At 74.9% G+C, this 19,489-nt stretch carries 15 protein-coding genes; 9 read left to right on the forward strand and 6 right to left on the reverse strand.

Going from position 1 to position 19,489, the window contains the following annotated elements:
• The first annotated feature begins 66 nt into the window (after window positions 1-66).
• Both AC1DZC_RS01640 and AC1DZC_RS01645 read left to right on the forward strand, forming a co-directional pair.
• On the forward strand, window positions 67-3,267 hold the full coding sequence (locus AC1DZC_RS01640) for a PD-(D/E)XK nuclease family protein (RefSeq protein WP_477041999.1): 3,201 nt from the start codon (window positions 67-69) through the stop codon (window positions 3,265-3,267).
• Complete coding sequence (locus AC1DZC_RS01645) at window positions 3,264-6,824, forward strand: ATP-dependent helicase (protein WP_477042000.1); 3,561 nt, start codon at window positions 3,264-3,266, stop codon at window positions 6,822-6,824. The genes AC1DZC_RS01640 and AC1DZC_RS01645 overlap by 4 nt, the downstream gene beginning before the upstream one ends.
• A gap of 21 nt (window positions 6,825-6,845) precedes the next feature.
• Here AC1DZC_RS01645 and AC1DZC_RS01650 read toward each other — a convergent pair whose 3' ends face one another.
• Window positions 6,846-7,700 (reverse strand): NmrA family NAD(P)-binding protein, encoded by an 855-nt coding sequence (locus AC1DZC_RS01650; RefSeq protein WP_477042001.1) that lies wholly within the window; start codon window positions 7,698-7,700, stop codon window positions 6,846-6,848.
• 88 nt (window positions 7,701-7,788) lie between these two features.
• On the opposite strand from AC1DZC_RS01650, the gene AC1DZC_RS01655 reads away from it, so the two are divergent.
• Window positions 7,789-8,520, forward strand: coding sequence for a TetR/AcrR family transcriptional regulator (locus AC1DZC_RS01655; RefSeq protein WP_477042002.1), 732 nt, complete (start codon window positions 7,789-7,791; stop codon window positions 8,518-8,520).
• Window positions 8,521-8,534: 14 nt separating this feature from the next.
• On the opposite strand, the gene AC1DZC_RS01660 is transcribed toward AC1DZC_RS01655, so the two are convergent.
• Window positions 8,535-9,488, reverse strand: a complete 954-nt coding sequence (locus AC1DZC_RS01660) for a phosphotransferase (protein WP_477042003.1) — start codon at window positions 9,486-9,488, stop codon at window positions 8,535-8,537.
• A 127-nt stretch (window positions 9,489-9,615) separates the two neighbouring features.
• Here AC1DZC_RS01660 and nudC point away from each other — a divergent pair, with 127 nt between their 5' ends.
• Window positions 9,616-10,578 carry an NAD(+) diphosphatase gene (gene nudC / locus AC1DZC_RS01665; protein ID WP_477042004.1) on the forward strand — a complete coding sequence of 321 codons (963 nt, stop codon included), beginning with the start codon at window positions 9,616-9,618 and terminating at the stop codon, window positions 10,576-10,578.
• Here the strand turns inward: nudC and AC1DZC_RS01670 are convergent.
• Complete coding sequence (locus AC1DZC_RS01670; protein WP_477038172.1) at window positions 10,575-10,835, reverse strand: mycoredoxin; 261 nt, start codon at window positions 10,833-10,835, stop codon at window positions 10,575-10,577. The genes nudC and AC1DZC_RS01670 overlap by 4 nt on opposite strands.
• A 125-nt stretch (window positions 10,836-10,960) precedes the next feature.
• Between AC1DZC_RS01670 and AC1DZC_RS01675 the strand changes: the two genes are divergently transcribed.
• Window positions 10,961-12,928 (forward strand): ATP-dependent helicase, encoded by a 1,968-nt coding sequence (locus AC1DZC_RS01675; protein ID WP_477038173.1) that lies wholly within the window; start codon window positions 10,961-10,963, stop codon window positions 12,926-12,928.
• A 480-nt stretch (window positions 12,929-13,408) separates the two neighbouring features.
• Complete coding sequence (locus AC1DZC_RS01680) at window positions 13,409-13,756, forward strand: WhiB family transcriptional regulator (protein ID WP_477042005.1); 348 nt, start codon at window positions 13,409-13,411, stop codon at window positions 13,754-13,756.
• A gap of 3 nt (window positions 13,757-13,759) precedes the next feature.
• On the opposite strand, the gene AC1DZC_RS01685 is transcribed toward AC1DZC_RS01680, so the two are convergent.
• Window positions 13,760-14,689, reverse strand: coding sequence for a ThiF family adenylyltransferase (locus AC1DZC_RS01685; protein ID WP_477042006.1), 930 nt, complete (start codon window positions 14,687-14,689; stop codon window positions 13,760-13,762).
• Between the two features lie 114 nt (window positions 14,690-14,803).
• Window positions 14,804-14,962 (reverse strand): DUF5679 domain-containing protein, encoded by a 159-nt coding sequence (locus tag AC1DZC_RS01690; protein WP_175348182.1) that lies wholly within the window; start codon window positions 14,960-14,962, stop codon window positions 14,804-14,806.
• A 193-nt stretch (window positions 14,963-15,155) separates the two neighbouring features.
• On the opposite strand from AC1DZC_RS01690, the gene AC1DZC_RS01695 reads away from it, so the two are divergent.
• Complete coding sequence (locus AC1DZC_RS01695; protein WP_477038176.1) at window positions 15,156-15,776, forward strand: YgjP-like metallopeptidase domain-containing protein; 621 nt, start codon at window positions 15,156-15,158, stop codon at window positions 15,774-15,776.
• Between the two features lie 6 nt (window positions 15,777-15,782).
• On the opposite strand, the gene AC1DZC_RS01700 is transcribed toward AC1DZC_RS01695, so the two are convergent.
• Window positions 15,783-17,165 carry a zinc-dependent metalloprotease gene (locus tag AC1DZC_RS01700; RefSeq protein ID WP_477038177.1) on the reverse strand — a complete coding sequence of 461 codons (1,383 nt, stop codon included), beginning with the start codon at window positions 17,163-17,165 and terminating at the stop codon, window positions 15,783-15,785.
• A gap of 83 nt (window positions 17,166-17,248) precedes the next feature.
• On the opposite strand from AC1DZC_RS01700, the gene AC1DZC_RS01705 reads away from it, so the two are divergent.
• Both AC1DZC_RS01705 and AC1DZC_RS01710 read left to right on the forward strand, forming a co-directional pair.
• A complete protein-coding gene (locus tag AC1DZC_RS01705; protein ID WP_477042007.1) occupies window positions 17,249-18,328 on the forward strand; it encodes an NAD-dependent epimerase/dehydratase family protein in 1,080 nt (359 codons plus the stop codon).
• 29 nt (window positions 18,329-18,357) lie between these two features.
• Entirely contained in the window at window positions 18,358-19,479 is a 1,122-nt protein-coding gene (locus tag AC1DZC_RS01710; protein ID WP_477042008.1) for a YlbL family protein, read from the forward strand.
• Window positions 19,480-19,489: the final 10 nt, after the last annotated feature.

The raw sequence follows: 19,489 nt of genomic DNA on the forward strand, positions 1-19,489 counted from the left end.
GGCCGATCCACCGTTCGTCGCGGGTCCTGCACGAGCCTGTCGGTGGCTCGTGATGGACTCGTCTGCGTGACCACCGCGACGCCTGCCCTGCGCCTCGTGCGCCCGGCGTTCGCCGACGTCCCGTCCTCCGGGCCGGGGTCGCTGGTCCAGCTCGACGCCGACCAGGCCGCCGTCGTGGCGGCCGTCGCCCGCGGGGCCGATCCGGCGCTCCTGGTGCTCGGTGCACCGGGCACCGGCAAGACCACGGTGGCGGTCGAGGCCGTCGTCGCGGCGGTCGACGCCGGGCTCGACCCGCACGACGTCCTCGTGGTCGCCGCGAGCCGGCGCGCGGCGGCCGACCTGCGCGACCGGCTCTCGGCCCGCCTGCGTGCGACGTCCGGACGCCCGCTGGTGCAGACCGCCGCGGCGGCCGCGTTCTCCGTGCTGCGGGCGCGCGCCTCGCTCCTCGGGGAGCCACCCCCCACGCTGGTCTCCGGCGCCGAGCAGGACCTGATGCTGGGCGAGCTGCTGGCCGGGCACGCGGCCGGTGACGGCGTCCCGCTCGCGTGGCCCGCCGAGGTGCGGCCCGACGTCCTCGGGCTGCGCCCGTTCCGCGACGAGCTGCGCGACCTGCTGATGCGCGCCGCCGAGCGCGGGGTGCGGCCCGCGGACCTCGCCGACCTCGGCGACCTGCACCGGCGGCCGTCGTGGGTGAGCGCGGCGCGGCTCTACGAGGAGTACCTGGACATCGTCGAGCTGCGCACCGGGACGCCGGACCTGGGCGCGCGGCTCGACCCGGCGGTCGTCGTCGAGGAGGCCGCGCAGGCGCTCGTCACCTGGGAGGACGAGGTCCCCGGGGCGGTCCGGCCGCGCTGGAGCCTGGTCGTGGTGGACGACTATCAGGAGAGCACCTCGGCGACCGCCCGGTTCGTGGGGGCGCTCGCCGACGACCGCGCCCGCGTGGTCCTGCTGGCCGACCCCGATGCCGCGGTGCAGACCTTCCGCGGTGCCACGCCGTCCCTGGTCGGTCGCGCGGTCGTCACTGGATCGGGCCCCGGGGAGCTCGGCGCGCGCACCACCACCCTGCGGACCGTCTGGCGCCACGACGGCCCGATGCGGCGGGTGGTCGAGCGGATCACCGAGCGCATCGGGACGGTCGGCGTCGTCCGGCACCGGCTGGCGACCGCGGTGGGTCAGGCGGGCACCGGCGCGCGCGTCGCGCTGCTGCCGAGCACCGCGCAGGAGGCGGCCTACGTCGCGCACGCGCTGCGCACCGCCCACATCGAGCAGAACGTGCCGTGGGCGCAGATGGCGGTCGTCGCACCGACCGGCGCGCAGGTCACGACGCTGCGGCGCGCGCTCGCCGGGGCGGCGGTGCCCGTGAGCGTGCTCGGCAGCGACGTCCCCCTGCGGGATGAGCCGGCCGTCGCGCCGCTCCTGGACGCCATGCGTGTGTGCGTCGGAGCCGTGGAGCTGGACGCGGGCACCGCCGCGCGCCTGGCGTGCTCGCCGCTCGGCGGGCTGGACGCGGTCGGGCTGCGACGCGTACGCCGCGCCCTGCGAGCGCACGAGATCGCCTCCGGCGGCGGCCGGGCCAGCGACGTGCTCCTGGTGGAGGCGCTCGGCGGCCAGACCGCCGACGAGCTGCCGCTCGCGGCCCGCCAGCTCGTGCGCCTCGCCCGGGTCCTCGACGCCGGCAGAGCGGCGGCCGCGCGTGCCGACGCCGACGCGCAGACCGTCCTGTGGGCGCTGTGGGCCGCCGCCGACCAGGCCGAGAGCTGGCGCAGGTCGGCGCTCGCCGGCGGCGCGGCGGGGGAGCGGGCCGATCGCGACCTCGACGCGGTGCTCGCGGTCTTCCGCGCGGCCGAGACGTTCGTGGACCGGATGCCGCGCTCGACCCCGGCGGCGTTCGTCGACTGGCTCCAGGCGCAGGACCTGCCGTCCGACTCGCTCGCCGCACGCGCCCGGCGGGCCGCCGTTCAGGTGCTCACGCCGGCCGGTGCTGCCGGCCGGGAGTGGGAGGTCGTCGTCGTCGCCGGGGTGCAGGACGGCACCTGGCCGGACCTGCGCCTGCGCGACTCCCTGCTCGGCGCGCAGGCGCTGGTGGACATCGTCGCCGGTCGCGCCGGCGCGGTCTCCGACCCGGGCCGCGAGGCCGCCGAGGCACGGCAGGCGGTGCTGGCCGACGAGCTGCGGACGTTCGCCGTCGCCTGCTCGCGCGCCCGCACGTCCCTGCTCGTGACGGCGGTCGACGACGTCGACCACCAGCCGTCGCTGTTCGTCGAGCTGGTCGAGCCGAACGACGAGGACGTCGACCCGCGACGGACGAGCGCGCCGGCGCCGCTGGACCTGCGCGGCCTGGTCGCCCAGCTGCGCGCCCACCTCGAACAGGCCGCCCTCGACGGTGTCGACCCCGACCCGGCGGCGGCGCGGACCCTGGCCCGGCTGGCCGCCGAGGGTGTCGCGGGTGCAGACCCCGGGGAGTGGCTGGGACTCGCCGCCCCGTCGAGCGACGCCCCGCTGTGGGCGCAGGACGAACGGGTGCCGGTCTCGCCGTCCAAGGTCGAGACCGCGCAACGATGTGCGCTGCGCTGGGCCCTGGAGGCTGCGGGCGGCACCGCGTCGGCGAGCGGTGGGCAGAACCTCGGCACGCTGCTGCACGCGATCGCGCAGGAGCACCCGCAGGGCACGCACGCGGAGCTCTCGGCCGCGCTCGACCGCCGCTGGGGCGAGCTCGGCCTGGGCACGGGCTGGCCGGCGATGGCGACGCGTCGCCGCGCGGACGCGATGGTCCAGCGCCTGGCGGGCTACCTGCGCACCGCGGGCGAGCCCCTGCTGGTCGAGGGCGCGTTCTCCCTCGAGACGGACCGGGCCACCCTGCGCGGCAGTGTCGACCGCGTCGAGCAGGCCGACGACGGCGCGGTGCGGGTTGTCGACCTGAAGACCGGCGCGAGCCCGCCGAGCGTGGCCAAGGCGGTCGAGAACCCGCAGCTCGGCGCCTACCAGCTCGCGGTGGACGCCGGAGCGTTCGCGGACCTGCCTCACGGGGCGACGAGCGGCGGCGCGCAGCTGGTCTACCTGGGCACGGGCGTCTCGGCCACCACCCGTGTGCAGCCGGCCCTCGGCCCGGAGACCGACGGGCCCAGCTGGGCGCGCGTCATGGTGGACCAGGTCGCGGACAAGATGGCCGCCTCCACGTTCGAGGCGACCGCGAACGACCTCTGCGACCGGTGCCCGGTCCGCCGCTCGTGCCCGGTGCGCGGCGAGGGCGGACAGGTGGTCGCATGACGAGCGTCCTGACGGAGCAGCCCGTGCCGCACCCGCACCCGGCCCCGGTCCTGTCCGCCGCCCAGATCGCGGAGCTCGTCGGCCAGCCTGCGCCGACCGACGAGCAGCGCCGCATCATCGAGGCGCCGCTGGCCCCGTCCCTCGTGGTCGCGGGAGCGGGGTCGGGCAAGACGGAGACGATGGCGGCCCGCGTGGTCTGGCTGCTGGCCAACGGCGTGGTGCAGCCCGACCAGGTGCTCGGCCTCACGTTCACGCGCAAGGCCGCCGGCGAGCTGGCCGAGCGGGTGCGCAAGCGCCTGCGGACGCTCTCGCGCGCTGCGGCGGCCCAGGGGGTCGAGCTGGCGGACGTCGGCTCGGGGGACGCCCTCGTGGGCCTGGCCCGGCCGACGATCTCCACCTACAACTCCTACGCGGCCTCGCTGGTCGCCGACCACGCCCTGCGGCTCGGCCTGGACCCGTCGGCCCGCCTGCTCGGCGAGGCCGCCCAGTGGCAGCTGGCCGCCGACGTGGTCGAGGCGTGGGGCGACGACCTCGACACGGACGCGGCGACCTCGACGGTCATCGAGGCGGTGCTCACGCTCTCGGGTGCCCTCGACGAGCACCTGCTCGAGCCATCCGCGGCGCGCGACGGCATCGAGGACATCATCGAGGCGCTGCTCGCGACGCCCGCCGGGACGCCGGCGCGCGAGCCCTACGCCGAGATCAAGAAGCTGCTCCGGTCGCTGGGCGAGCGCGTCCGCGTGGTCGAGCTCGTCGCGGAGTACCGCCGACGCAAGCGCGCCGCCGACGCCATCGACTTCGGCGACCAGGTGGCGCTCGCGGCACGGCTGGCCCTCGACGTCCCGGAGGTCGGCGCCGGTGAGCGCACCCGGTTCCGGGTGGTGCTGCTGGACGAGTACCAGGACACCTCGTACGCCCAGCTGACCCTGCTCGGAGCGCTGTTCGGCGACGGCCACCCGGTGACCGCCGTCGGCGACCCGCACCAGTCGATCTACGGCTGGCGGGGCGCCAGCGCGGGCGGCCTCGAGGGCTTCCCGACGCAGTTCCCGCAGGTCCACGACGACGGGTCCCGCACCCCGGCCGACGTCCACCAGCTCTCGACGTCGTGGCGCAACGACGCCCGCATCCTCGCTGCCGCGAACCACGTCGCGGGTCCGCTGCGCGCGGCAAGCACGCGGGTCGAGGTGCCGGTGCTCACGTCGAGGCCGGGAGCGGGCGACGGTCGGGTGCACGGGTACGTGGCCGCGACGGTCGAGGACGAGGCGAGCGCGGTCGCGACGTTCGTCGCCGAGCGGTGGCGGCCGGCCGTGAACGGCGCGGGACGCGTGAGCGCCGCGGTGCTGTGCCGCAAGCGGTCGCAGTTCGAGCCGCTGCGTCGCGCGCTGCGGGCCCGTGGCCTGCCGGTCGAGGTCGTCGGGCTCGGCGGGCTCCTGTCCGCCCCCGAGGTGGTGGACCTGGTCGCCGTGCTGCAGGCCGCGCACGACCCGTCGCGCGGCGACGCCCTCATGCGCCTGCTCACGGGTGCGCGCACCGCGCTGGGCGCGTCCGACCTGCACGCCCTGGCGGCCTGGGCCGGCGAGCTCGCCGCCCGGCACACGGGGGTGTCGCGGTCGGAACGCGTCACGACCGGCGACACCCCGGCGGTCGACGGGTCGGTCGTCGTCGAGGCCGACGCGGTGGACGAGCGCAGCATCGTCGACGCGCTGGACGCGATCGGGGAGCTGCCGGCCGCCGGGTGGACGAGCCGTAGCGGGCGGACGCTCAGCGCGACCGGCCGGGCGCGGCTGGTCGAGCTCGCAGCACTGCTCCGGGTCGTGCGGTCGCACACCTACCTGTCGGTGCCCGAGCTCGTCGCCGAGGCCGAGCGGCTGCTGGGGCTGGACATCGAGGTCGCCGCCCGCGCGGGCACGACTCCGGGCCGCGCCAGGGCCCAGCTCGACGCGTTCCGCGACGTCGCCGCCGACTTCGCGCGCTCGGCCGACCACCCCAACCTCGGGGGCTTCCTCGCGTGGCTGGAGGCGGCCGAGGCGAAGGAGCACGGGCTGGACATGCCCGTCGCGGAGCCCGACCCGGACGCGGTCCAGCTGATCACGGTGCACGCGGCCAAGGGGCTCGAGTGGGACGTCGTCGCGGTCGCGGGACTGGTGGACGGCGGCCTGCCCGCGACGGCGACGCAGGGCAAGGAGGGCCCGAAGGACTCCGCCTGGCTGACCGGGCTCGGCTCGCTGCCGTACCCGCTGCGCGGCGACCGCCACGACCTGCCGACCTTCGACCTCACGGGCGCGGCCGACCCGAAGGACCTCGAGGAGCGTCGCAAGGACTTCGTGCTCCGCGCCGGCGACCACCAGGTGGCCGAGGAGCGGCGGCTCGCCTACGTCGCCCTGACGCGCGCGCGCACCGACCTCTTCCTCACCGCGGCGTGGTGGGGCGACGGGTCGCGCCCGCGCAAGGTGTCGACGTTCCTGCACGAGCTGGCGGAGGCCGGGCTGGTCGAGCTCGACGCGTGGGAGAGCGCGCCGCTCGACGGCGAGGAGAACCCGCGGGGCGCTCTCGTGCTGACGGCCACGTGGCCCGCGGACCCGTTCGCGACCGACGGGGTGTCGGTGCGGCGCGCGCACGTGGAGGGCGCCGCGCAACGCGTCCGGGAGGCGATGCAGGTCCCCGACGAACCGTCGCCCGAGGCGAGCGCGGGCCACCCGTGGGAGCTGCTCGCGACGCGGCTGCTGGTCGAGCAGGAGCGCGTCCGCAGGCCGTCCGGCGAGGTCGAGCTGCCCGCGCACCTGTCGGCGTCGGCGCTCGTCCGGCTCGAGACCGACGCGGCCGAGTTCGCACGGCACCTGCGTCGGCCGGTGCCGGCGGAGCCGTCCAGCCAGGCTCGCCGCGGCACGCGGTTCCACGCGTGGGTCGAGAGCTGGTACGGCTCGGCGGCGCTCGTCGACGTCGACTCGCTGCCCGGCGCGGACGACGAGAGCGCGACGACCGACCTCGACGAGCAGGCGCTGCAGGAGGCGTTCCAGGCGTCCGAGTGGGCCAACAGGTCGCCGATCGCGATCGAGGTGGACGTCGAGACGCCCGTGGACGGCTACGTGCTGCGGTCGCGGATCGACGCGGTGTTCGCCGACCCCGCCGCTGACCGGCCCGGCGGTGTCGTCGTGGTCGACTGGAAGACCGGCGCCCCGCCGCGGGACGACGAGGCGCGTGCAGCCCGCGAGGTGCAGCTGGCCGTCTACCGGCTGGCGTGGTCGCGGTGGACCGGCATCCCGCTCGACCGGGTGCGCGCAGCCTTCTGCTACGTCGGCTCGGGCGCGACGGTCTACCCGGAACGGCTGCTCGACGAGGCGGAGATCACCGCGCTCCTGAGGTCGGCGACGACGCGCGAGGTGCCCCTCGCCCCGCGCCCCTCCCGCGCCGCGGCGCCGGGCACGAACCGCGCCGGTCGTCGCGACAACGCCCCCGCACACGCCCGGTCGGGGTGGACGGGCGGCAAGACGCGTCGACCCACGAACCAGCCGACGCTGGACCTCGACGGGCTCGTGGGCGACGGTCCCGACCGCTGACCGCGGCCGCCACCTGCGGGCTCAGCCGACCGGGGCCGCGAGGATCTCCCGCGCGGTGACCGGCTCCCGACCCAGCAGGGTGCGGAGCAGCGGGTCCACGCCGGCGAAGTAGCCGGCCTCGGCGGCCTGGTACATGCCGAGGACGAAGCGCACGGCGACCTCGGGCCGGCCCGCGGCCACCTGCGTCGCGACCCAGTCGTCCTCGTCCATGACGACCCGCTCGATCGTGCGCCCGGTGAGCTCGGACGCCATGACGGCCAGGTCCTCGAACGTCGGAGCGGCGGTCGCGGTCAGGGTGGTCGGCCCGTTGAACGCGCCGTCCGAGGCGAGGATCAGTGCTGCGGCCTCGGCGGCGTCCTCGCGAGCCGTCCACGAGACCGGCCCGTCGGCGGGCACGGTCATCACACCGGTCTCGCGCCAGGCGCCGGTGAGCCAGCTCAGGCTGTGGGCGTAGAAGCCGTTGCGCAGCGACGTCCAGGCGATGCCCGAGTCGTCGAGCAGCTGCTCGGTCACGGCGTGGTCGTGCCCCGGGCCGAACGGGCTGCCGACCGCCGCTCCCTGGTGGCTGGTGTAGAGGATGCGACCGACCCCCGCGCTCACGGCCGCCTCGATCGCGTTCCGGTGGAGCGCGACGGCGTCGGCGGCCGGGTCGCTCGACGAGACGAGGAGCAGCTGGTCCGCGCCGCGGAACGCTGCGCGCAGCGTGCTCGGGTCGGCGTAGTCGCCGTGTCGGACCTCGACGCCGCGGTCGGCGAAGCGCTGGGCCTTGCCGGCGTCGCGGGCCACGACCGCGAGGTCGCTCGCGGGCATCCGCTCGAGCAGGTGGTCGACGGTGGCGCCGTTCAGGGCGCCGGTCGCGCCGGTGACGATGATCATGGTGGGACCCTTCGTGCTAACGATGATATCGACTGAACGATATCACGGGTAACGCATAGCGCTATCAGGTCTGCGTTATCGTTGCTACGTGATCGATGCCACGAGCAGCCGGGACGCCACGAGGGCGCGGATCGTCGACGTCGCGGCGCGTCTGCTGCGCGAGCAGGGCGCCCCGGCCGTGACCACGCGCGCGGTCGCCGAGGGCGCCGGGGTGCAGGCGCCGACGATCTACCGGCTCTTCGGCGACAAGGACGGCCTGCTCGAGGCGGTGGCCGAGCGCACCATGGCGACGTTCGTCTCGGCCAAGGCGGAGGTGGTCGAGGCCGCGTCGACGACCGGCGTCGACCCGCTGGCCGACCTGCGCGACGGCTGGCGGTCGCAGATCGACTTCGGCCTCGCCAACCCGGACCTGTTCCGCCTCCTGACCGACCCGACCCGCGCCGAGCGATCGGCGGCGACGGTCTCAGGTCTGCGCGTCCTGGAGTCCCGCGTCCGACGTGTGGCCGAGACCGGACGGCTGCGGGTGAGCGAGCGACGCGCGGTGAACCTCATCGCGGCCGCCGGGACGGGCGCGATCCTGACGCTCCTGACGGCACCGCCGGACGAGCGAGACGACGGCCTCGCGGACGACATCTACGAAGCCGTCCTGCGCCAGATCCTCACGGACGGGGACGATCGCCCCGCCGGCGGGGTCCTGGCGGCGACCGTCGCGATGCGGGCGATCGCCCCGCGGCTCGACATGCTGAGCGCTCCCGAGCGGGACCTGCTGACCGAGTGGCTCGGCCGTGCGGTCGACGCCCTCTCGGAGCAGCAGGCCTGACGACCCCGAGGGCGTCACGCCATCTGGCGCTCGGCCTCGGCCTCCGCGTCGTCGAGGACGCGCGTGTGGTCGTCGAGGTCCACGAGCATGGCGACCGCGTCGTCGATGATCTCGGCGTCGTCGGTCCGCACCCCGTAGAGCAGCCACCGTGCCAGCGCCAGCTCGCCGGCGAGCAGTGCCCGGTCCACCAGGTGCGGGTCGATGAGCTCGGTGCGGCGCAGCTGGTACGCCTCCATGATCGAGTCCCCGGCGTCCGACGGTGCGGCGACGAGCAGCCAGGCGAGGTCGTCGGCGGGGTCGGCCACGCAGGCGTCGCCCCAGTGCAGGATTCCCGTCACGGTCTCGCCGGCGACGAGCACGCGGTCGGCGCTCAGGTCGCCGTGCACGACGGTGGGCCGGAACCGCCAGAGGGCGACGTCCTCGAGACGGGCCTCCCAGCGGCGCAGGAGCGCGGGCGGGACCTTGCCGGTGCGCGCGGCCTCGTCGACCTCGGCCTGCCGACGCTGGCGGTACGCCGAGGCGTCATACACGGGCAGGCCGGCGTTCTCGACGATGCTCGTCGGGAGCTCGTGCAGCGCGGCGAGCGCTCGACCGAGCGACGCCGCGAGGCCGGGACCCGGCTGCAGGTGCTCGAGGTCGAGGGACTGACCGGGGATCTCCTGGTGCACGGTGGCGCGCCCGCCCTCGGGCAGGTGCGCGAATCCGGCGGGCACGGGGACGTCGAACGGCAGGCGACCGGCGGCGGCCTCGGGGCCCAGCAGCCCGAGCAGGACCACCTCGGCCTCGAGCGCGGCACCGGCCGCGGCGTGCTGCGGCGCGCGGACCACCCAACGCTGCCGGGTCGAGTCGATGACGACGGCCGTGTCGTAGTCGGTCCCCGGTCGGGGAGGACGACGGACGTCGAACGCGTCGAGGCCCGGCACGGCAACGGTTGCCAGTGCGGCCAGGGCGAGGGGTGAGCGGACCACGCGCTCAGGATAGGAGCGACCCACCGTCCATCCTGGGGAGCCGCCCGGCGTGTCCGCGCCCGAATCGTCCGGTTGGCACGGCCTTGTCCGAATCGTCGGACCGCGATCTCCGCGTAGCGTGGCGCGAGTGATCGTTTCCGAGGACCTGCCGTTGTCCCGTGCCGACATCGACCGAGCCGCGCACCGGCGGAGCGATCCGGACGTCGTCGCGACGGCGCTGGCGACTCCCTCGACGCGCATCCTGCTGGTCCGGGGCGGGTCGGTGAGCACCACCCCCGAGCGCTCGCTGGCGTTTCGGTCGGCGGCCGACGCGGCCGACCTCCCGCACGCGGACGGTGACGAGCCCGGCGCCGACTGGCTGCTGCTCGGCGAGGACCACGACGGGGTCACCTACCTCGCCCGCCGGGTGCCCGAGCCGGACCCGCTGCCGCTGGCCGGTGAGCCGTCGGACGTGCTCGTGCACCGCCGGGCCACCGTGGAGCCGACAGGCTGGACGTCGCTGCGCGAGCTGGGCGCGACGCTCGACGGAGCCGAGGCCGGGCTGGCGACCACGGCGGTCGCGCTGGACGCGTGGCACGACCGGCACGTCCGCTGCCCGCGCTGCGGCGCCGCGACGCGCGTCGAGCAGGCGGGCTGGATCCGCGTCTGCGTGGTCGACGGCTCGGAGCACTACCCACGCACCGACCCCGCGGTGATCATGGCGGTCGTCGACGACGCCGACCGGATCCTGCTGGGCCACGCCGCGCAGTGGGCGCCGGGACGCTGGTCGACGCTGGCCGGGTTCGTCGAGTCCGGGGAGTCGCTCGAGCACGCGGTCCGGCGCGAGGTGCTCGAGGAGACGGGGGTCGTCGTCGGCGACGTGTCCTACCGCGGCAGCCAGCCGTGGCCGTTCCCGGCCTCGCTCATGCTGGGCTTCCGGGCCGTGGCCCTGAGCACCGACGTCGTCGTCGACGGGGTCGAGCTCGCGGACGCGCGCTGGTTCACCCGCGACGAGCTCGCCGCCGCGGTGGCCAGCAAGGAGGTCGTCGCGCCGGGGCGGACCTCGATCGCGCGCGCCCTCGTCGAGGAGTGGTTCGGCGGACCCCTCTAGGAGAGGCGCGCCTTGACCTCGACCAGCGACGGGTTCGTCGCCGCGGTGCCGTCGGGGAAGATCACGGTCGGGACGGTCTGGTTCCCGCCGTTCAGCGACGCGACGAGCTCGGCGGCGTCCGGGACGTCCTCGATGTCGATCTCCGTGTACCCGATGCCCGCCGAGTCCAGCTGGGTCTTCAGTCGACGGCAGTAGCCGCACCAGGTCGTGGAGTACATCGTCACGGTGCCGGTCGCGGGCAGGGTCTGCGTGGTCATCGGTCCTCGGTCGTTCGTCGGGTGGTCGCCGAAGGCGTCAACATACTGGACGGCCGTTCGATTCCCGACGCCTGCCGTCCACAACCCGTTCGGCCCTGTCGGTGCGGGCTGCGAGACTGGGCGCGATGTCCTCCGAACCCCTCCTCGACGCGCTCGATCCCGAGCAGCGGACCGTCGCGACGACGCTGCGCGGGCCCGTCCGCGTGCTGGCGGGCGCCGGGACGGGCAAGACGCGGGCGATCACCCACCGGATCGCCTACGGGATCCAGGTCGGCGCGTACCGGCCGGGCAACGTCCTGGCCGTGACGTTCACGGCGCGCGCCGCCGGGGAGATGCGCACGCGCCTGCGCCTGCTGGGCGCCTCGGGCGTCCAGGCGCGCACGTTCCACGCGGCCGCACTGCGCCAGCTCGGCTTCTTCTGGCCCAAGGTGGTCGGCGGTGCGCCGCCGCGGATCCTCGAGAAGAAGCTGCAGGTCGTCGCCCACGCCGCGCAGCTCGTCGGGGTCGAGACCGACCGGGAGAGCGTGCGGGACCTGGCCTCGGAGATCGAGTGGGCCAAGGTCTCGCTCGTCACGGCGGACGACTACGAGAAGGCCGCCGCCGCGACGGACCGGCCCGCGCCGGGCGGCGTCGACCCACAGTCCGTCGCCCGCCTCATGACCGCGTACGAGACGGCCAAGGACCAGCAGGGCGTCATCGACTTCGAGGACGTGCTGCTGCTGCTGGCGGCGATGCTGGGTGAGCGCCGCGACGTCGCCGACTCGGTGCGCGAGCAGTACAAGTACTTCGTCGTCGACGAGTACCAGGACGTCAGCCCGCTGCAGCAGTACCTCCTGGACCAGTGGCTCGGGGGGCGCGACGAGCTGTGCGTGGTCGGCGACCCGAGCCAGACCATCTACTCGTTCGCGGGTGCCACGGCGCACCACCTCACGGCGTTCACGGCGTCGTTCCCCCGAGCGACCACCATCGAGCTGGTCCGCGACTACCGCTCGACGCCGCAGGTGGTGGGCCTCGCCAACCACCTGATGCGGCGGGCGGACGGTCCGGCCGCCCTCGCCCTGCGCGCCCAGCGCCCGGACGGCCCCGACGTCTCGTTCGTCACCTACGCCGACGACGACGCGGAGGCGGTCGGCGTGACCACCCAGATCGCGGGCCTGATCCGCAGCGGGGTGCCGGCCGCCGAGATCGCGGTCCTGTTCCGGACGAACGTGCAGTCGGAGGCGTTCGAGGCCGCGCTCGCGGACCGGGGGATCGGCTACCAGGTCCGGGGCAACGCCCGCTTCTTCGACCGCGCCGACGTGCGCAAGGCGCTGGTCCTGCTGCGCGGCGGCGCCCGCAGCGCGGACCCCGAGGTGCCGATGCCGGAGGCGGTGCGCGACATCCTGCGCTCGGCCGGCTGGACCGAGAAGGCACCCGAGGGTCGCGGTGCGAGCCGCGAGCGCTGGGACGCGCTCCAGGCGCTGGTCTCGCTCGCCGACACGCTGGCGGCCGCCCCGCCGACGGCAGCCGCGCCGACGGTCTCGGACCTCGTCGCGGAGCTGGACGAGCGCGCCGCGGCCCAGCACGCGCCGACCGTCGAGGGGGTCACGCTCGCGTCGCTGCACGCCGCCAAGGGCCTCGAGTGGGAGGCCGTGTTCCTCGTGGGCCTCTCGGACGGGCTCCTGCCCACCGTGCAGGCCCAGACCGATGCGGCCGTCGCCGAGGAGCGCCGGCTGCTCTACGTCGGGATCACGCGTGCGCGCGAGCATCTCGAGCTGTCGTACTCCCGGGCGCGGCACCCGCGGGCGCGGGCGTCGCGCAACGTGTCGCGGTTCCTCACCGACCTGTGGCCGGGCGAGCGTCGCTCCGTCAAGGTGTCGACCGCCGAGCCCGACGAGCAGCTCGTCGGGTCGCTCACGCGGTGGCGTGACGCCCGGGCGGCGGAGCTGAACCGGCAGCCGGGCTCGGTGCTGACCACGGCGACGATCCGCGCGATCGCGGAGCGCCGACCGGCCACCCTGGAGGAGCTCGGTCAGGTGCGCGGCGTCGGGCCGAGGATGCTCGCGGACGTCGGGGAACAGGTCCTCGAGGCGCTCCGGAGCCCGGTTCGTTGAGCCGAACGGGCGATGGCAAAAACTCGTCGAAGATTTGTCGCTAATTAGGTTGTCGACCCTCGGAACCCCGCCCTAGGGTGACGATGTCCCTGTTGATGGGCCGCGCGGAAGACGCGAGGGCCCGAGTGCGAAGGAGGTGGGTGCCCCGATGAACATCACGATGATCGAGACGACGAACGCCGTTTGCGCGTTCCTTCCGCGATCTCTCGCACCCGTCGCCTTCGGCTACCAGGGGAGCGCTCTGCCTATCGGCGGTGCCGCTCTCGAGCCGATCGGTCGTGCCGTGTCGAAGCGCACGTGGACCGATCGTCACCCCCGTATCTGGACTCCCATGATCTAGGCCCTCCACGAGGGCACAGGCCGCGGAGTCCGAACTCGGACCCGCGGCCTTTCTGTTTCTCCCGATGACTCGGGTGGGCGAAGGCGGACGGTCCGGCACCGACGCAAGACGCTCACCAGCAAGGACATCAGGAGGACATCGTGCGGCTCACGACGCTGCTCGACACGGTGAACCAGGGCGGATCCGGCCCCTGGCCCCTTACCGACAGCACGACCGACGACCGTCAGCAGTTCGACCAGATGGTCGCCGACTTCATCCCTTGCCGGTCCAACGACCCCGAGCTCTGGTTCGCGGAGCGCACCGCCCAGGTGGAGCAGGCCAAGGCCCTCTGCCGGGAGTGCCCGCTGATCGAGGGCTGCCTGGCCGGCGCCCTCGAGCGTGCCGAGCCGTGGGGCGTCTGGGGTGGCGAGGTGTTCATCGGCGGTGTGGTGGTCGCGACCAAGCGTGGTCGTGGACGTCCCCGCAAGGACGCGGCTCCCGCGGCATGACCGCTACGGGACGGCCGGGAGGGCGGTGCACCCGCAGTCAGGGTGCACCGCCCAGGCGCGTTCCCGGGGGACCGCGTCCGGAGCGCTGACCTCGAAGACCGTGCCCGGTGGACGACCACCGGCACCGTCGAGGTGGGCGAGCACCGCGGCCGTTCCGAGTCCCGAGGCGACGACAGCGGTCGCGGCGGCCTCGACGGCCGGGTCGGAGCGACCGAGCTGGTCGAGCAGGCTCGGCCAGGCCGGGTCGGCATCCGTGCGGCGCAGGTCGAGGCACCGCAGGCACGGGCCGCGCCCGGGCACCACCAGGGGGCCGACGACGACGTCCGCCTCCCGGACCACGACCGACAGGTGCACGGTCCCCGCGGCGACGAGGGCGGGTCCGCGGAGCGGGTCGGCGACGTCGGTCTCGACGAGCACGACGACGTCCGGTGAGCGCACCGGTTCCGTCGACACCCGCGGCGCGACGTCCCGCAGCCGGCGCGCGGCGACCGAGGTGCGCGAGGCCCCGACGTCCGTCCAGGAGTATCCCGTCGGCCCGACGTCGACCGGGCGGACCGCCGCTTCGTCGTCCAGGAGGACCGTGCCGACGCCGGCCGCGGCGAGACCGACGGCGATGCCCAGGCCGGTCGGACCGAGCCCGAGGACCGCGACCACCCGCTCCTCGCGCGCTGCCACCACCGACGGACCGTCCGCGGCAGGGCGCAGCAGCGACCAGACCTGCGCATCCACCGCCGACGGCCCTCGCAGCACAGGCTCGTCGTCGTCCTGGGTCAGGTGGGCCTGGGACAGCAGGCCCGCGACCACGGGGTCGACCAGCAGTTCCGTGTCCGACGGGGGGAGGTCGGTGAGCCGGACCGCCCAGCGCGGATCTGTTCCGACCTGCACCTCGGTCGCGCTCCGGCGCAGCACACGAAGCCCTCCACGCAGTCGCATCCGTGGACTCTGGCACCTCGTCGGAGCGGGCGTCGGGGGTCGTCCACAGGCCCCGGACATGCCGAAGGGCACCGTCCGTCCGGACGATGCCCCGTGGCGCGGTGCTGGGTGTGGTCAGGCCTTGCCGAGGATCCGGTTCAGCTTGGTGCCGCAGACCGGACAGACGGCCTTGGCCATGCGCCGACCCGATTCCGAGATGACGACGTCGCCCTCGGCCTCGCGCTTCTCCTTGCACTTCACGCAGTAGAACTCGCCCGCATACGTCTCAGCCATGGTGGCCTCCCTCGGTGTCGTGCACCGGACCGGGGATCCGCCGGCCGGCGGCCGGGCGTGGTGAAGCACCGACGCCCGCGCGACGATCACAGTAGTGGGCTCGCGCGCCCAGATCGGCGAGATTCCGCGGGACGCGCCGTGCGCAGACGGGGGAATTCCCGTGGGTGTCGGACGGCCGCGCTAGCGTTCAGGGGTGCCGTCCACGCAGGACCTGTCACAGGTCGAGATCCGCCGGTCGCGCAAACGCGTGCGCACGGTCTCGGCCTGGCGCGAGGGTGAGCGCACGATCGTCGCCGTCCCCGCGCGGTTCACGCGCGCCCAGGAGAACGAGTGGGTCGAGCGGATGCTCGCCCGGCTGGACGCCCAGGAACGTCGTCGCAAGCCGTCGGACGTCGAGCTCGCGGCCCGGGCGCTGGACCTCTCCGCCCGGTACCTGGGCAGCCGCGCGATCCCCACGAGCGTGCGCTGGGCCACCAACCAGGGGCGCCGCTGGGGCTCCTGCACACCGTCGGACGGCACCATCCGGATCTCCGACCGCGTCCGCGGGATGCCGCGGTGGGTCCTCGACTACGTGCTGCTGCACGAGCTGGCGCACCTGCTGCACGCGGGCCACGGCCCGGACTTCTGGGCCGAGCTCGACTCCTACCCGCGCACCACCCGGGCGCGGGGCTTCCTCGAGGGCTACGCCTACGGGGCGGACCGTCCGGCCGGGGAACCAGCGGACGAGGAGGACGACGAGACGCCGGACGCCGTCGACCACGTGGACGACAGCCTGGACGACGACTTCAGCACCACGTTGTTCGACGAGGTCTAGGACCCCTCAGGCCTTGTCGTCCGGGTCCTCGCCGAGGATCTCGGCCAGCGCGCGGTCGATCTCGGCGGCGTCGTCGACCGCGGTCGCGCGGCGGGCCGCGTAGCCGGAGGGGTCGTCGAGGTCCTCGGTGCCGGGCAGCAGGTCGGGGTGGTCCCAGACGGCGTCGCGCGCGGCCGGGCCGTTGTCGCGGGCGATCTGGGCCCACAGCGCGGCGGCGTCGCGCAGCCGGCGGGGTCGCAGCTCGAGGCCGACGAGGTTGGCGAACGTCTGCTCGGCCGGACCGCCGGCGGCCCGGCGGCGGCGGATCATCTCGCGCAGCGCCATGGTGTGCGGCAGGTGGGGGAGCGCCGCGTTCGACGCGACCTCGTCCACCCAGCCCTCGACGAGCGCCAGGGCCGTCTCGAGCCGTTCGAGGGCCGCGACCTGGTCGGGCGTCGTGTGCGGGGCGAAGACGCCGCCCGACAGCGCCTGCTGCAGGGCAGCCGTGTCGGTGGGGTCGATGGACGAGACCGCGTCCTCGAGCTGGTCGACGTCGATCGTGATCCCGCGGGCGTAGGCCTCGACCGTCGCCAGCAGGTGCGAGCGCAGCCACGGCACGTGCGTGAAGAGCCGGGTTGCGGCTGCCTCCCTCAGCGCGAGGAAGAGGCGCACCTCGTCGGCCGGCGCGTCGAGGCCCTCGGCGAACTCGTCGACGTTCGCGGCCACGAGCGCGGGAGCCGGCCTGTCGAGCAGCGGCAGCCCGATGTCCGTCGTGCCGAACACGTCGCGCGCGAGGGTCCCGGCGGCCTGGCCGACCTGCATGCCGAACACCGCCGACCCCAGCTGGCGCAGCAGGTGGCTCGGGTCGAGGCCGGGCAGCTCGGGCGCGTCCAGGCCCCCCGGCAGCGAGCCGCCGAGCGCCTCGACCAGCGCCGAGGACAGGGAGGAGGCCACGGGCTCGGTCAGGGTCCGCCAGGTCGGCAGGGTCGCCTCGACCCACTCGGCGCGGCTCCATGCGTGTGGGGTGCCGGTCGAGGGCGGCAGGTCGGTGGCTGCGTCGAGCCAGAGCTCCGCGACGGCGAGCGCGTCGAGCACCTGCTTGGACTGGTGGGCCGTGAGCGACGGGTCGCCGCCGGCGGCGGCCTGCTGGCGGGCGAGGTCGTGCGCCATCTGCCAGTTGACGGGCTCGTCTCCCGACGCCGACAGGAGCGCCTGGACCTGGGCGACCACCTGCTGGAGCGCGGCGGGGTCGTCGGGGAGTCCCGAGGCAGCGGCCATCGCGGCGGGGTCGAAGCCGCGCGACTGGAGCTCGCGGATCGCCTCGTCGGCGCCCTCGCCGAGCATGGCGCGCATCATCTGCTCCCAGGCAGGGACGCTGTCGCCCGGCACGGCGGAGTTGTCGGGACTCACTGTGTCCTCCTCGAAGAACCACCTGAGACGATTGGGTCGGCTGCGTTTCCAAAGTAACCATGCAGCCCGGGGATCGGGGAACGGTGGGGGAGCAGGTTCGCTCAGGGCGCAGCCCGCGGCGGGGGGTCGCGACGACGGCCGACGACGACGCAGCCGTCGTCGTCGTGGTGGGGCGCGGCCCGGTCGCGCGCGGCCTCGCGACCGGGTGGCAGGGCCCCCGGAGCACCGTCCGAACAGTCGACGAGCTGCCGCCCCAGGGCGCGCGGGACCTGCTCGCCGGCGCGACTGTCGTGGTGCTCGTCGGGCACCCCGGCGACATGGTCGGCGCCGGCTCGCGTGGTGCCAGCGAACGGCAGAAGGCCGTGGTGGCGCACACCCAGCGCACCCTGGCCGCGGCGCGGGCCGTCGGTGCGCGGCACCTCGTCGCGATCTCGTCGGCGGCCGTGCACGGGGCGTGGCCCGACCGGCCCGAGATCCGGGACGCAGATGCCGCGGCCACGTTCGACGAGGCGTCCCGCGACGGGCTCGTCGGCGACCTGCTCGCCATGGAGGCGGTGCTGGAGCGCGGTGCGCGACGCGGGAGCCCGCTCATCACCGTCCTGCGGCCGGCCGCGCTCGCGGGTGCGGGCGTCGACACGTTCGTCACGCGGCACTTCGAGGCGCCCAGGTTGCTGACGGTGCGCGGCGCCAGGCGGCAGTGGCAGTTCGTGCACGTCGACGACGTGGCGTCGGCCGCGCGGTTCGCGGTGGAGCACGGGCTCGTCGGACCGCTGACGGTCGGGGCGACGGACGCGCTCGAGCCGGACCAGGTGCTGCGGGCCGCCGGCATGCGCGGGATCGAGCTCGCCGCGACCACCGCCTTCGGCACCGCCGAGCGCCTGCACAGGGTCGGGGTCCTGCCCTCGCCGGCCGGCGAGCTGGCGTTCGTCGTCTACCCGTGGACCGTGGCGTCGGACGGGCTGCGCGCCGCGGGCTGGGAGCCCGCGTGGTCGAGCGCGCAGTGCCTCGACGTGCTGCTCGAGGGGGTCCAGGGCCGGGTGGCCGTGGCCGGTCGGCGGCTGGGCACGCGGGACGCCGCGGCCATCGGTGCGGCCGGTGCGGCGGTGGCGTTCGTCGGGACCGCGGCCGTATGGCGGCAGGCCCGTGCGCGGCGAGGGCGCTGACGCACCCCTGCGTAGGGGATGATCGGCAGGTGCTCGAGCAGCCCCCGGTCGCGCCGGAACCGCAGACGCCGTACGACTTCGACGAGCCGGCGCCCCGCGCCACCCCGCGCTCGATCATGCTCTCGGTCGCGATGCTCGCGTCGGCCGTGCTCCTCGCGGTGCTGATCGTGCTGCCGACGCCGTACGCGGTGAACAGCCCCGGTCCCACGCGCAACGTGCTCGGCGAGCACGACGGCACCCCGCTCATCACGATCAGCGGCGCCGACACCTTCCCGACGACCGGCGAGCTGCGGCTCACGACGGTCTCCGGGACCGGCGGGCCGGGGTTCCCGTCGACCATCCGCGACGTCATCTCGGGCTGGGTGTCGCCGTCGTCGGTGGTGCTCCCCGTCGAGCTGCTCTACCCGCCGGACGCGTCGCAGGACGAGATCAACGAGTCCAACAACGCCGAGATGGTCTCGTCGCAGGAGAACGCGACCGTGGCCGCGCTGACGGAGCTGGGCTACGAGGTCCCCGCCACGCTCGTCGTCGCGGGAACGGTCGAGGACTCCGACGCCGACGGCAAGGTCGAGAAGGGCGACGTCATCGTCGCCATCGACGGCATCCCGGTGCCGGACTACACCACGCTGCTGGACCACCTGGGCGAGGTCGACCCGGGGTCGACGATCACCCTGACCGTCACGCGGCAGGGCCAGACGGTCGACGTGCCGGTCGTCACGGGCACCAAGGACGACGGCACCGCGCAGATCGGCATCTACATCGACCCGTCGTTCGACTTCCCGGTCGACGTGACGATCAGCATCGACGACATCGGCGGCCCGAGCGCCGGGACCAWGTTCGCGCTCGGGATCATCGACAAGATGACGGCGCAGGACGAGACCGGCGGCAAGGACATCGCCGGGACCGGGACGATCGACGTGAACGGCGACGTCGGCCCGATCGGGGGCATCCGCCAGAAGATGCCCGGAGCGCTGCGCGACGGAGCGTCGTGGTTCCTGGCGCCGTCGTCGAACTGCGACGAGGTGGTCGGGCACGTGCCCGACGGGCTCCGCGTGGTCAAGATCGCGACGCTGCACGAGGCCCGCCTCGCGGTCGAGGCGATCGGTGCGGGCAAGACGAGCGACCTGCCGACCTGCACGCCTGCTCCGTAGGCGGGCCCGG

Source organism: Cellulomonas sp. P2_B4 (genome assembly GCF_056404795.1).

Coding starts and splice junctions, on each gene's coding strand:
- AC1DZC_RS01685 (WP_477042006.1), bottom strand. CDS start 14,689: ATGCGACTGCGTGGAGGGCTTCGTGTGCTGCGCCGGAGCGCGACCGAG.
- AC1DZC_RS01650 (WP_477042001.1), bottom strand. CDS start 7,700: ATGATCATCGTCACCGGCGCGACCGGCGCCCTGAACGGCGCCACCGTC.
- AC1DZC_RS01670 (WP_477038172.1), bottom strand. CDS start 10,835: ATGACCACGCAGACCCTGCCCGCGACCGGCACCGTGACGATGTACTCC.
- AC1DZC_RS01690 (WP_175348182.1), bottom strand. CDS start 14,962: ATGGCTGAGACGTATGCGGGCGAGTTCTACTGCGTGAAGTGCAAGGAG.
- AC1DZC_RS01675 (WP_477038173.1), top strand. CDS start 10,961: ATGTCCTCCGAACCCCTCCTCGACGCGCTCGATCCCGAGCAGCGGACC.
- AC1DZC_RS01645 (WP_477042000.1), top strand. CDS start 3,264: ATGACGAGCGTCCTGACGGAGCAGCCCGTGCCGCACCCGCACCCGGCC.